At 52.9% G+C, this 13,047-nt stretch carries 10 protein-coding genes; 6 read left to right on the forward strand and 4 right to left on the reverse strand.

What is annotated here, in order from left to right; all coding sequences use genetic code 11:
- Position 1: 1 nt before the first annotated feature.
- Complete coding sequence (gene bfr / locus TH19_RS15790) at positions 2 to 478, reverse strand: bacterioferritin (RefSeq protein ID WP_114103439.1); 477 nt, start codon at positions 476 to 478, stop codon at positions 2 to 4.
- A 265-nt stretch (positions 479 to 743) separates the two neighbouring features.
- Here bfr and TH19_RS15795 point away from each other — a divergent pair, with 265 nt between their 5' ends.
- Positions 744 to 2,318: a cryptochrome/photolyase family protein gene (locus tag TH19_RS15795; protein ID WP_114103327.1), complete on the forward strand. Its 1,575-nt coding sequence runs from the start codon at positions 744 to 746 to the stop codon at positions 2,316 to 2,318.
- Between the two features lie 89 nt (positions 2,319 to 2,407).
- Here TH19_RS15795 and TH19_RS15800 read toward each other — a convergent pair whose 3' ends face one another.
- On the reverse strand, positions 2,408 to 2,572 hold the full coding sequence (locus tag TH19_RS15800; RefSeq protein ID WP_114097336.1) for a DUF1127 domain-containing protein: 165 nt from the start codon (positions 2,570 to 2,572) through the stop codon (positions 2,408 to 2,410).
- Positions 2,573 to 3,253: 681 nt separating this feature from the next.
- Here TH19_RS15800 and TH19_RS15805 point away from each other — a divergent pair.
- The 5 genes from TH19_RS15805 (at position 3,254) to TH19_RS15825 (ending at position 10,610) form a co-directional block, all read left to right on the forward strand.
- Complete coding sequence (locus TH19_RS15805; RefSeq protein WP_114103328.1) at positions 3,254 to 4,516, forward strand: ABC transporter substrate-binding protein; 1,263 nt, start codon at positions 3,254 to 3,256, stop codon at positions 4,514 to 4,516.
- Between the two features lie 99 nt (positions 4,517 to 4,615).
- Complete coding sequence (locus TH19_RS15810; RefSeq protein WP_114103329.1) at positions 4,616 to 5,524, forward strand: carbohydrate ABC transporter permease; 909 nt, start codon at positions 4,616 to 4,618, stop codon at positions 5,522 to 5,524.
- Positions 5,517 to 6,404 carry a carbohydrate ABC transporter permease gene (locus TH19_RS15815; protein WP_114103330.1) on the forward strand — a complete coding sequence of 296 codons (888 nt, stop codon included), beginning with the start codon at positions 5,517 to 5,519 and terminating at the stop codon, positions 6,402 to 6,404. The genes TH19_RS15810 and TH19_RS15815 overlap by 8 nt, the downstream gene beginning before the upstream one ends.
- 4 nt (positions 6,405 to 6,408) lie before the next feature.
- Positions 6,409 to 7,521: an ABC transporter ATP-binding protein gene (locus TH19_RS15820; protein WP_114103331.1), complete on the forward strand. Its 1,113-nt coding sequence runs from the start codon at positions 6,409 to 6,411 to the stop codon at positions 7,519 to 7,521.
- Between the two features lie 206 nt (positions 7,522 to 7,727).
- Complete coding sequence (locus TH19_RS15825) at positions 7,728 to 10,610, forward strand: methyl-accepting chemotaxis protein (protein WP_114103332.1); 2,883 nt, start codon at positions 7,728 to 7,730, stop codon at positions 10,608 to 10,610.
- Positions 10,611 to 10,657: 47 nt separating this feature from the next.
- Here the strand turns inward: TH19_RS15825 and TH19_RS15830 are convergent, their stop codons facing one another.
- Both TH19_RS15830 and TH19_RS15835 read right to left on the reverse strand, forming a co-directional pair.
- A complete protein-coding gene (locus tag TH19_RS15830) occupies positions 10,658 to 12,175 on the reverse strand; it encodes a sensor histidine kinase (RefSeq protein WP_114103333.1) in 1,518 nt (505 codons plus the stop codon).
- 9 nt (positions 12,176 to 12,184) lie between these two features.
- The gene (locus tag TH19_RS15835) at positions 12,185 to 12,919 is read right to left on the reverse strand and encodes a response regulator (protein ID WP_114103334.1); all 735 of its coding nucleotides are present in this window, start codon (positions 12,917 to 12,919) and stop codon (positions 12,185 to 12,187) included.
- Positions 12,920 to 13,047: the final 128 nt, after the last annotated feature.

Below are 13,047 nucleotides of genomic sequence, written 5' to 3' on the forward strand. Positions count from 1 at the left end.
GTTAGTCGCCGTCGCCTGAACGGCTTTGGATGTAATTTGCGATACCGACATTTTCGAGTTGCCATTCCTCGGTCTCGAGCCAGTCGACATGTTCTTCCTGTTCTTCAAGGAACGTCACCAGCAGATCGCGGGTGACAAAATCCTCGGCTTTTTCGCAGGCAGTGATTGCTTCGCGCAGCAAAGGCAAGGAGGCCAGTTCGAACTTCATGTCGCAACTGACGATTTCCGGAACATTCTCGCCGATCATAAGTTTATTGAGGTTCTGAAGATTGGGCAGACCTTCAAGGAACAGAATGCGTTCGATGGTATCATCGGCACGTTTCATTTCCTTGATGGAAAGCTTGTATTCATACTCGCCCATCTCTTCGACGCCCCAGTCGCGCAGCATCCTTGCATGCAGGAAATACTGGTTAATCGCAGTCAACTGATTGGTCAGAACGCGATTAAGGTATGTGATGATCTGTGGATCACCTTTCATCATGGCTCTCCTGATGGTTGGGCTACCAAGATATTGGGAACAGCCCCCTCCCGTTTCAAGAGAAAAGCGCGCCTTTGATTACCATTATCAATAATTTAGGCAGTTTTTTTGGAATCGGTCTTTAATCCCGGTTGAGTAAAAATCATTCGCAGATTTTTGGCTGCGAATGACACGCGCTTCGCGAAAAACACAGCCGTCAGCGATCCTTTTTAAAGCCTGTTACGTACGACTCGTAGTCATCGGTAAAACAGGTTTTCGTAATTAAATGACGGCTTTCAGCACCATCCGTTTTGTTCTGGGTGACCAACTATCCCCAAATCTATCAAGCCTTCAGGATGCCAATCCAAAAACGGATTTGATCGTCATGGCCGAACCCTTTGCCGAGGCCACCTATGTCCCTCATCACCGCCAAAAAATTGTTCTGATCCTGTCGGCGATGCGCCATTTCGCTGACGAGCTGCGCAGCAAGGGTTTCAAGATCGACTACTTTGATTACCAAACCCGGCCGACCAAAAGTTTCACGGATGCACTTCATACCGCAATCGACCGACACAAAGTACCAAAGCTGGTGATCACCGAGCCCGGTGAATGGCGGGTTCTTGATGAAATCAACACATGGGCGTCCGAGTTTGGCCTTGATCTGGAAATCCGGCCCGATGATCGCTTTTTTGCCCCCTTGTCGGCCTTTGATAACTTTGCCAAGGATCGCAAGGAACTGCGCATGGAATATTTCTATCGCGGTTTGCGTCGTCAAACCGGGATCCTGATGGAACCGGATGGTAAACCGGTTGGCGGTCAGTGGAATTTTGATCACGACAACCGCAAACGCCTGCCGGATGGCACAAACCCGCCCGCACCAAAAACGTTTCCCCCTGATGCCATCACCCGGACATTGCTTGAACGGGTAACCGATGATTTTCCAGATGCCCTTGGCGCGGTCGCATCATTTGGTTGGGCGGCTACCCGCCAGGACGCGCTTGCCGCGCTGGATCACTTCATCACAACGCGTTTGCCCCACTTTGGGGATTATCAGGACGCGATGACCACCAAAAGCGCCACGGTCTATCATTCCCTGATCAGTCCTTATATCAATATCGGCCTTCTATTGCCTGACGAAGTCTGCCGCGCAGCAGAACGGGCATATTATAACGGCAAAGCCCCCCTGAACGCGGTCGAGGGTTTTATCCGTCAAATCCTGGGCTGGCGGGAATATGTGCGCGGGTTGTACTGGTTCATGGGTCGCGATTACACATCACGCAATCATTTCGATGCCCAACGCCCCCTGCCCGCATTTTTCTGGGATGGCGATGTGTCGCTGAATTGCCTGAAACACGCGATCGGCGAGACACTTGAACATGCCTATGCCCATCATATTCAACGATTGATGGTAATCGGCAACTTCGCACTGCTGACCGGATTGTCGGTCAAGGAAGTTTGCGACTGGTATCTGGCCGTTTACATTGATGCCTTTGAATGGGTTGAACTGCCCAACACACTTGGCATGGCGCTTTATGCCGATGGCGGTATCATGGCATCCAAACCCTATGCCGGAAGCGGCAAATATATTGATCGCATGTCTGATTATTGCGCGGACTGCCAATATAATCCGCGCAAGAACACCGGATCGGACGCCTGCCCGTTCAATGCCCTGTACTGGCATTTTCTGGATCGTAATTTTGACAAGCTTGGCAACAATCCCCGACTGGGCATGCCATATCGCAACTGGGCACGCATGAAAGACAATGACAAGCGTGCCTTGATCGCACAGGCAGAAACATTCCTGTCCAAACTTGATCGCGATGATACTGGCTTTAAAGACCGACAGGGTCAGTTGTTCTGAATTTCTCGGGCCAAAACACAAAAAGCCGGACTGATGTCCGGCTTCCGCATTGGCAATCCCGATGAACGGGTGCCTAAAGTGCGCTGGCGTTATGCAATCGCGTCACGAGCAGCTTTACGAGCAACGTCTTTGATCTGCCAGTGAGAAATACCGACATCGTCAAGATCGCGCTTATCAAGACCGTAAAGTTCATTCGCAACCGAGCGTGCATAGGCCCAACGGCGAACAGCAACAAGAATACTGGACAGGAACATGTTGAACCTCCTTGGGTTACAAATCTCGAATGCTGCCTTGAATGTTACATTCAACTGTCTGGCGCATTCGTCTCAGTGGTTTCGCAATGCAATATGTCGAGTTTCAACCAAAAGCTCAATTATCAAAGTTTGCATATCATCTATTCCATTTTATCACATATAAACACCCTGACAGTGCCCATCGATCACAAAACCCGGACGTTATGCAGGATTTTCATGGCTTTGGGACATCTAAGGCACGCCCCTGTTAACATTGCATCGCAGCGATAATCTGTATTTCATCCCTGTTTTTCACCCTGAATTGGATGAAAACCGGCCTCAAAAGCCGGTTGTTACAAAACATCGGTTTCAAATGACATAAATACGGATCGCACATCAGCGCATCCATTCGCGGCATGCGGGTATCAAACAACCATATTTGTGCCTGAATTCGATGTAAAACGTATCAATGCGCAGACAATGTCCGATATTTGTGACCAACTGTCACAGCTATCATGCAGATAAACGCTCTAATTGCTTTTGCTGCCCTGCAATATAGTTATTTTCCAGCCAATTATTTTTGTAACAGATTGTTTCAGTTCGCATTTTGGAAACGCCCTGTTACAGTTTTATGGATGCATTAAGCCCCCTCTCACAGCATGGTGTCGCTGCAAATGGTTCAACGCCAGGGAGGAAACCTAAATGTATCTGCGCAAAACCATTCTCGCCACCGGTGTGGCGATCTCCGCACTCGCAACAGCAAGCTTTGCCCATGCAGAGCCGACCGCTGAAGTCCTGCACTGGTGGACTTCTGGCGGCGAAGCAAAAGCTGTCGCAGCCCTTAAAGAAGATTTCGAAGCACATGGCGGCAAATGGGTTGATAGCCCGGTTGCTGGTGGCGGCGGTGACGCAGCCATGACCGTTCTGCGTTCGCGCGTTCTGTCGGGTGACGCACCGGCAGCTGTTCAGCTTAAAGGTCCGGCAATTCAGGATTGGGCCGAACAGGGTGCACTTGCAGATCTTAATGACGTAGCCGAAGCAGAAGGTTGGGACAAAGTTATCCCGCCGGCAATTCAGGCCGTTATGAAATACGAAGGCGACTATGTTGCCGTTCCGGTGAACATTCACCGTATTGACTGGATCTGGGCCAACCCGACCCTCCTGGCAAAAGTCGGTGCAACCGACGCGCCGAAATCCTGGGACGAGTTCAATGCCCTTGCTGACAAACTCAAAGCAGCCGGCATTACCCCGCTTGCACATGGCGGTCAGCCTTGGCAGGACGCAACCGTCTTTGAAACCGTCGTTCTTGGCCTTGGCGGTCCGGAATTCTTCCAGAAAGCTCTGGTTGACCTCGACGAAGACGCTCTGAAATCCGACACCATGAAAGCGGTGTTTGACCAGATGCGCAAAATCCGCGGTTATGTCGATGCCGACTTCCCGGGTCGTGACTGGAACCTGGCAACCGCAATGGTCATGAATGGCGAAGCCGCCATGCAGATCATGGGTGACTGGGCAAAAGGCGAATTCCTTGCTGCTGGTAAAGTACCGGGCAAAGACTTCCTCTGCTCGGCAGCACCGTCCGATCACGGTTACCTGTTCAACGTTGACAGCTTTGCAATGTTCAACGTTTCGGGCGACGACAAGGTCGAAGGTCAGAAGCTTCTGGCAGAACTGATCGTTGGCGAGAAGTTCCAGGAAACCTTCAACCTTCTCAAAGGTTCGATCCCGGCACGTCTTGGCGTTCCGCTCGACAAGTTCGACGATTGCGCGAAGAAATCCGAAGCTGACCTTCTGGCAGCCCAGGAAGCTGGTGGCTTCCTGCCGTCCATGGCGCACGGCATGGCCCTTCGTGGTCACCTTTCCGGTGCCATCGTTGACGTTGTCACCGCCCACTTCAACTCCGACATGTCGTCTGACGAAGCCGTCTCGCGTCTGGTCGAAGCAGTTGAACTGGCAAAAGACTAATCTCATCTGATCAGTACAGATTATCTGACTGAATAGTTTGCAGGCCCCGGAGTTTCCGGGGCCTGCGTCCCGCTACATCTAACTTTTGAGGCAAAGGGTATGGGGGCTTCTCAAAGCACCGAAAGCAACCTGACGGCCCGCATCCAGCGTCATCTTTCCAAGATCGTTGTTGCACCGTCCTTTGCTGCGTCCCTGTTTTTCGTTTACGGGTTCATCCTGTGGACGGGCTATATGGCGTTTTCCAAGTCGCGCATGCTTCCTGTATGGGATTGGGCAGGCCTGCGACAGTATGAACGTCTATGGCAGATGGAACGCTGGCATGTTGCCATTGAAAACCTTTTGGTATTTGGCGGTCTGTTTATTGTGACCTGCCTGATCATCGGGTGCCTTCTGGCAGTTCTTCTTGATCAGCGCATTCGCGCCGAAGGCGTACTTCGCACGATCTTTCTTTATCCGATGGCCCTGTCCTTCATCGTGACCGGGACTGTCTGGAAATGGCTTCTTAATCCGGGTCTTGGCCTGGAAAGCATGATGCATGACCTTGGCTGGACGAGCTTCAAATTCGACTGGCTGGTCAATTCGGACATGGCGATCTACACGGTTGTTATCGCTGCTGTCTGGCAGGCATCGGGTTTTGTTATGGCAATGTTCCTTGCGGCATTGCGCGGCGTCGATCAGGACATCATTCGCGCAGCCTATATGGATGGTGCCAGCCTGCCTCGCATCTATTTCGGTATTATCATCCCGTCGATCCGCCCGGTATTCCTGAGTGCGATTGTCGTTCTGGCCCACTTGGCCGTCAAAAGCTTTGACCTGGTCATCGCCCTTACGGGTGGCGGTCCGGGTTATTCATCGGATCTTCCGGCAACCTTCATGTACACGATGGCATTCCAGCGCAACCAGCTTGGTGTTGGCGCAGCCAGTGCAATGATGATGCTGGCAACCGTTATGGCAATCATCGTGCCGTATCTGTATTCCGAACTGCGCGGAGGCAAGAAAAATGGCTGATCTTCAGACCTATAGCCACGACGCGGGCTGGAAAAACACGATCCTGCGCGGCTTGCTCTATCTCGTTTTGATCCTGTTTGCGGCCTATTATCTTTTCCCGCTGATCGTCATGGTTTCGACCTCGCTGAAGTCGCTTGACGAGATCCGTGAAGGGTCGCTGATTTCGCTGCCGCGCGTTGTGACGTTTGATGCATGGAACTATGCATGGAACGAAGCCTGCGTTGGCGTCGAATGCACAGGTATCAAAGTATATTTCTGGAACTCGGTCAAAATGGCGATCCCCGCCGTTCTGATTTCGACCTTCCTTGGTGCGATCAACGGATATGCACTGACCAAATGGCGTTTCAAAGGGGCCAACATCGTTTTTGCCCTGCTGCTGTTCGGTTGCTTCATTCCGTTCCAGGTCGTTCTGTTGCCGATGTCGCAGGTTCTTGGCAAGCTTGGCCTTGCCAGCTCGACCCCGGGCCTTGTCATGGTCCACGTGGTTTACGGCCTGTGCTTCACCACCCTGTTCTTCCGCAACTATTATGTTTCGATCCCGGATGAACTGGTCAAGGCAGCCACCATTGATGGTGCGGGTTTCTTCACCATTTTCTGGCGCATCATTCTGCCGATCTCGACCCCGATCATCGTGGTTTCGGTCATCTGGCAGTTCACCCAGATCTGGAATGACTTCCTCTTCGGTGCTTCGTTTGCCTCTGGTGAAAATGCTCCGATGACAGTCGCACTCAACAATATCGTCAACACCACTACCGGCGTGAAACAGTACAATGTCGACATGGCAGCGGCCCTGCTGACCGGTCTTCCGACATTGCTGGTTTATGTCCTGGCAGGCAAATACTTCGTCCGCGGCCTGACCGCCGGTTCGGTGAAGGGATAAGCAAATGGCATCACTCACCCTCGATAAAGTTCGCAAGGCCTTTGGCCCTGTCGAAGTTCTCAAGGAAATCAATCTGGCGATTGAAGATGGCGAGTTCCTCGTCCTTGTCGGTCCGTCAGGTTGCGGCAAATCGACCCTTCTGAACCTGATTGCAGGTCTGGAAAGCTCGACCGATGGCGAAATCCGCATCGGGGACCGCGTCATCAACGACGTACATCCAAAAGACCGTAACATCGCCATGGTGTTCCAGTCCTATGCGCTGTATCCGAACATGACGGTTCGCAAGAACATCACCTTTGGTCTGGAAATTCGCGGTGTATCGGCACAGGAACGCGACAAGGCGGTTGCCGATGTTGCCAAACTGCTTCAGATCGAGCCACTTCTGGATCGTAAACCGTCGCAGCTTTCGGGTGGTCAGCGCCAGCGTGTTGCCATGGGCCGCGCACTTGTGCGTGATCCGGATATCTTCCTGTTTGACGAACCGCTTTCAAACCTTGATGCCAAGCTGCGCGTTGATATGCGTACTGAAATCAAGAAACTGCATCAGCGTCTTGGGTCAACCATCGTTTACGTGACCCACGACCAGATCGAAGCCATGACTTTGGCATCGCGTATCGCAGTCATGAAAGACGGTATCCTGCAACAGTTCGATACCCCGCAGAACATCTATGAACGCCCCAACAACATGTTTGTTGCAGGCTTCATCGGTTCGCCGTCGATGAACTTCATCAATGCGACCCTGATCGACAATAACGGCAAGCTTGCGGTTTCCATCGAACGTGACGGCAGCCCGATTACCCTGCCCCTGTTCGAAGCACCGGAAAGCTACAAGGCCTATGTCGGCAAGAAAGTCGTCTTTGGCATCCGTCCGGAAGGCCTGACACACAAGCGCACCGGTTCGGACGAACCGGGCAGCCAGTATGTCAACTTTGACAGCAAGGTCGAAGTTATCGAACCGACTGGCGCCGACACCATGACGGTGATTGAAATTGCCGGCAAGGAAATCGTCGCACGTGTCCGTCCGGACCGCGCACCGACACCGGGCGAGAGCATGACCTTCTCGGCCGACATGTCTCAGATCAGTCTGTTTGACCCGGATACCGAGTTGCGGATCTGATCTGATTGGCGGGTGGTTCTGGGGGCCACCCGCCATTCTTCTTTTTGGGACAAGTCCTGCATTGTCCTTGCCCCTACGACTTTCCCTCTCACGCGCTTTTTCAAACCGTTCATAAGCCAAGTTGATCGCACCGGACAAAAGAAGCCGGTCGATGATACGTCCACGTGAAAACAACAAGAAAATCACGTAATTAGGGAGAAAGGTCCATGACGACCAAAACAAAAGCGACCGAAAAACAGGTCACAGAGACCAAGGGGTTCGGCATCCGTTTCAAACTCGGTGCTTCCTTTGGCGCGATTGCCGCAATGACCGCAATCGCCGCCATCGTTGGCATCGTCTCGATCGAACGGATCAGCTCGGCACTTGATACCGTTACCAAAACATCATCTGTCGCACAGGCATTGCGCGCCGCCGAGGAAAGCAGTGCCATCGCGGTTCTTGCATCGGAAATGGCGACCAATCCCAATGCCGACATCAATAACCTGTCGGCAACTGCCAGAAACCGGATGATCAGCCTGAACACGGCGACCCAGAACACACCATTTGCAGACGTCGCGCAAAAACTTGGTCCCGATCTGAATGCATTGATTGATGCATCAACCAGCCGCAAGGAGCTGGATGGTAAAGTCAACACCGCCATCTCCGAACTGCGCGACACCCATGACGGGTTCCTGAAAACCATTGCCGGCAAGGTCACCACGGCCAATCGCGAACTGGTTGATGGCAGCAACGATGTTATCAATGCAGCGGCAGATAACCTTAATACCCTGATTACCGATCAGGTCGGCACATTGCGCACCGCACTGACCTTGCAGGCCGAGGGAAATCTTCTGGTCAGTATCCTGATCGAAGCCGCCAACGCCAATGACGCGGCAACGATTGAGGCCCTTAAGGCACGCTTTGACACCACAAGCGCCACTTTATCCGAACTGGGTACTGCATCCGGCTCGGACGAGCTTGCACAAATCACCGAACGTCTTCTGGGCTTTGGCATCGGTGACAACAACATCTTTTCAATCCGCAGCAACGAATTGACCGCCACCACGCAATCAAGCGAGGTTTTTCGCAAGGCACGTCTTGGACTTGAAGGCCGTCTTCATGATGCGTTTGGCGAACTGATCACACTGATCGATGCCAGCACCCTACCCCAAACCGACATTTTTCAGATGAAATCCATCATCTCGCAATCCTATGCGATGATGGTGTCGGGTATTGCCGCCAATGACATTGAAACAGTCAATCGCATCAAGGATCAGTTCAAGGAGTTCTATAAGAACAACCGCAAAATCCCAGAAACCATCAGTGCGGATTTCAAAAAACCCGCCGGTGACTTTTTCCGTCTGGGCATTACCCGTGGTGCGCTGTTTGATCTGCGCAAACAGGAACTCGAAGCCATCGAACGTGCAACCGAAACATGGTCGCGTCTTGCATCCGAACGCAAGGAACAACTGTTTGCCGCCCATCAGGCATTCCGTGATGCAATCGCCCCCGTGGTCGAAGCCGCAGACAGTGGTTTGCGCGACCGCGCCATTGCCATTCAGGATCAAAGCCGGTCCGCAATCAGCGGCCTGATGGAAAAGGAACTGGCGGCTTTGATTACAATGGTCCGGCTAGAAGCCGCAGGCAACCTTGCCATCGGCTATCAGAACCAGGCAGCCGCGGCAAATGACATTGAAACATTGGGCACGCTTGAAAACCGCCTTGCCGAAGTCAGTAAATCAAGTCGCGAAATTGCCGCCAACGCGCCGGATGCCAACGACATCGCAAAAACGGCCCAGACCCTGACCGGTGTTGCGGTGCTTGGGCCAAAGCGCGAAGCCATCGCTGCCCGTCAATCAGCAACCGATGCCCTTGGTGATGTCCGGGTCGCGGTTGAAGAAATGGGTGTCCAGGGTGTTGCGGGCGCTGCAAGCAAACAGTCCGCCGCCGTCACCGTTGAATCAGCCGAGGCGATCACACAAGGCCGTATCATCCTGATTGCACTTGGGATCGGATCACTGGTTCTGGCAGGTCTTCTGGCCTGGATCTATGTTGGTCGCGGACTTATCAATCGTCTTGAACGTATCCGCTATGCCATGGGCGAAATTGCTGCGGGCAATACGAATGTCGTGATTGACGATAATGGCCGCGACGAATTGACTGAAATGAGCAAGACACTCGAAGTATTCCGGGCCAATGCCGCGGAAATCGTCGAAGCCCAGCAGCGTGAAATTCAACAACGCGAAACCGCTGCACAAGAACGGCAAGATGCCCTTAATGCACTTGCCAGTGATTTCGAAAGCCGGATCAAATCACTGGCCGAGGACATCGCACATGCATCCGAAGACATGCATATGTCGGCACAAACTCTTTCGGAACGCAGCATAACCAGCGCTGACCGTTCCGAAAGTGCGGCCGATGCGACCCAAGCCACGGCACACAGCGTTGAAACAGTTGCCGCCGCCGCAGAACAGCTTGCCGCATCGATTAGCGAAATCCGCCGTCAGATGGAAGATTCCACACGGATATCGCGAACCACATCGGAACGCGCCAGCCAAAGTGCGCAAAGCGTTCAGGCACTTAACAAGCTTGCCGATGAAATTGGCGATGTAGTTACCCTGATTTCCGACATTGCCGAACAAACCAACATGCTTGCCCTAAATGCCACCATCGAAGCAGCCCGTGCCGGGGATGCGGGCAAAGGATTTGCCGTGGTCGCCAACGAGGTCAAACATCTTGCCGATCAAACCGCAAAGGCCACGGCCGATATCGGCGCACGTATCAAGGCCGTTCAAAATGCGACACAGAGTGCCAGTGATGAAATTGGCGCGATCACCTCGTCGATTAACGAGCTTGATGACATCACCACCGCCCTTTCGAGTGCTGTGGAACAACAGGCATCGGCAACGCATGAAATCACCCAGAACGCCCAAGCAGCCAATGACACGACCCGTCGTGCGGCCGATGATGTGTTGGCCGCAAAATCGGTCGTCAATGAAACAGGTGTGATTTCAAACAAGGTGCTTATTTCGGCCCAGGATTTGAGCCATCAGGCCACCAACATCCAGCGAGAAGTCGACAATTTCCTGAGCGACATCCGCAAGGGATAAGTTCCGCAGATTAACGCAAAACGGCCCGCAATTCCGGGCCGTTTTTTTTATTGTCCGTTCCCGCCATTAATGCGCCGCGGAAGCGATATAATCACTTCAAGTCCCTTGTCCGGAAGATTGCGCAGGCTGATCCGACCGTCATGGGCATCAATCACGGTTTTGACAATAGAAAGTCCAAGTCCGCTGCCCCCCGTGCTGCGCGCGCGGGATCCTTCAACACGGTAAAACGGCAGGAATACCTTATCCTGATGCTCGACCGGAATGCCCGGCCCCTCATCGCGGACGGTCACCAGAATATTATCAGCCGTGGCTTCCAGACTGACCTTGGCCCGATACCCGTATTTCAGGGCATTTTCGATCAGATTGGTAAAGGCGCGCTTTAACGTGCCGGGTCGGCAGGTCAGGCGAATGCTGCGTTTGCCATCAAACGAATGGGGTTCGTCGCCACCACCAAACACGGTATGCACGGAACTGAACTGCAAGGGTTGCGGACCATCGAAACTGACGGGGCGGCCAAGATCGGCATAGTCGTCACAGATCGCTTCAAGCACGGAAACGAAATCAACAGTGCGTTCTTCTTCCTTCTGAATCCAGTCGCCAAGAAAATCGAGCGCGTCATTCAAAAGACTGTCCATCTCATCAAGATCGCGCAGCACGGTTTCGCGTAATTCATCATTATCAATGAATTCGGCCCGCAGTCGCAGGCGTGTACTGGGTGTGCGCAAATCGTGCGAAATTGCCGCCAGCATCCGGGTGCGATCCCCCAACATCCGCGATATCCGTTCACGCAGATCGTTATAGGCCGCGGCCATTGATCGGGCCTCGGTCGGGCCGCGTTCCTCGACCGGGGGGCCGTCAACTTCGTCCCCATGGGCGATGATCGCCGCCGTCAGTTTTTTAAACGGTCCGGCCAGCAAATCGGCGAGGGCTGCAAAGACTGCCAGCACCGCAAACACGCCAATCAGGAACATCAAAAACACAAGCGAAGGCGAAGAATAGTTTGCCCATAATTCACCATGACTGACCAGAATACGCTTTCCGGACGGCATCATGATTTCGACTTCAGCTTCGAGCCCCAAACGGGCAAGTTCACGCGACAGTTCGGCAAAAAACAGGCTGGGATTCTCGGCGGCCTCAATAGTGGCGCGCTGTTCGGAACTCAGCCGCCCACGCTGGAAATGCACCTTTACCGATGTCGGCCAGCCGGTATTGGCCAGACGTACTGGCATGGCAATATGTTGGGCCGGTCTGGAAAACAGCAAAAGTGTTCCAAGATCATCGGGCGGCAGGACCCGCCAGATCATGCCGTCGCGTGCGGCAATATCAACGATATTGGCTTCAAATTCCGGGTTGTCGGCAATGCGTGCCAATTCGCGAATGGTAAAGCCCAGAGTATAGGCCCGGCTGATACGTTCATTGCGTTCAATAACGTAATAGGACGCCATCGCACTTAAAACCGCAATGATCACGCCGCCCAACATCATCAACAAAAAGATACGCCCGCCCAAAGTACGGGGTTTGTATCGTCTGAAGTAATCGCTGAACCTTGCGAACATGTCCGCCATTGTGCCGACCTAAAGCATCTGGGTATCAGCGCAGAACTGATAGCCGATGCCCCGAACCGTTTTGATCAGTTTGGGGTTCTTGGCGTCTTTTTCGATTTTGCGACGCAGGCGGCTGATCTGGATATCGATGCTGCGATCAAATGGTAGCGAACTTTGTCCACGCACGATATCAACAAGCTGTTCACGCGACAGCGCGCGCTTGTTGTTTTTCACCAACGCCAAAAGCAATGAAAATTCGCCGGTCGAAAGATGCACGGCCACACTATCGGCATCGCGCAATTCACGTGATCCGATATCAAGCGTCCATTCCCCGAATGTGATCTTTTTTGTCGGTGCGACTTCGTTGTCCGTCGGACCAACCGTACCCGTTTCAAACCGGCGGAATACCGCACGGATACGCGCAAGCAATTCACGCGGGTTAAACGGCTTGGTCAAATAGTCATCAGCACCAAGTTCAAGGCCCAAAATACGGTCTGTGTCCTCGCCAACCGCGGTCAGCATAACAATCGGCACCTTGGATGTGCGCCGAACATCACGGCACAGGGCAAATCCATCTTCACCCGGCAACATGATATCAAGGATCACAAGATCGATCTTCCAGTCGCGCAAGGCCCGATGCATTTCATTACCGTCCGAAACGGTCGTAATACGAAAGCCATGCTGAAGCAGGAATTTCTTTAAAAGCTTCTGGATTTCCTGATCATCGTCAACAACCAGGATATGTGGTTCACGTCGCGTCGTCAGAGCCCCGAACTCCCCTATTTATCAGTCGGTCATGTTCCTGACCGTGGGCGGAGTTTAGTCGATATTGCCTGCGGATTGAACCATTTTACCACTTGTTCTTCATAAAAGGAAAAGCCGGGCAAAACCCG

This window comes from Thalassospira profundimaris (genome assembly GCF_003326675.1).
GTDB classification, from domain to species: domain Bacteria; phylum Pseudomonadota; class Alphaproteobacteria; order Rhodospirillales; family Thalassospiraceae; genus Thalassospira; species Thalassospira aquimaris.

Excerpts from the sequence above, each read along its gene's own strand:
- TH19_RS15825 (WP_114103332.1), top strand. The coding sequence starts at position 7,728 with ATGACGACCAAAACAAAAGCGACCGAAAAACAGGTCACAGAGACCAAG.
- TH19_RS15810 (WP_114103329.1), top strand. The coding sequence starts at position 4,616 with ATGGGGGCTTCTCAAAGCACCGAAAGCAACCTGACGGCCCGCATCCAG.
- bfr (WP_114103439.1), bottom strand. The coding sequence starts at position 478 with ATGAAAGGTGATCCACAGATCATCACATACCTTAATCGCGTTCTGACC.
- TH19_RS15805 (WP_114103328.1), top strand. The coding sequence starts at position 3,254 with ATGTATCTGCGCAAAACCATTCTCGCCACCGGTGTGGCGATCTCCGCA.
- TH19_RS15815 (WP_114103330.1), top strand. The coding sequence starts at position 5,517 with ATGGCTGATCTTCAGACCTATAGCCACGACGCGGGCTGGAAAAACACG.
- TH19_RS15820 (WP_114103331.1), top strand. The coding sequence starts at position 6,409 with ATGGCATCACTCACCCTCGATAAAGTTCGCAAGGCCTTTGGCCCTGTC.
- TH19_RS15795 (WP_114103327.1), top strand. The coding sequence starts at position 744 with ATGACGGCTTTCAGCACCATCCGTTTTGTTCTGGGTGACCAACTATCC.
- TH19_RS15830 (WP_114103333.1), bottom strand. The coding sequence starts at position 12,175 with ATGGCGGACATGTTCGCAAGGTTCAGCGATTACTTCAGACGATACAAA.
- TH19_RS15800 (WP_114097336.1), bottom strand. The coding sequence starts at position 2,572 with ATGTTCCTGTCCAGTATTCTTGTTGCTGTTCGCCGTTGGGCCTATGCA.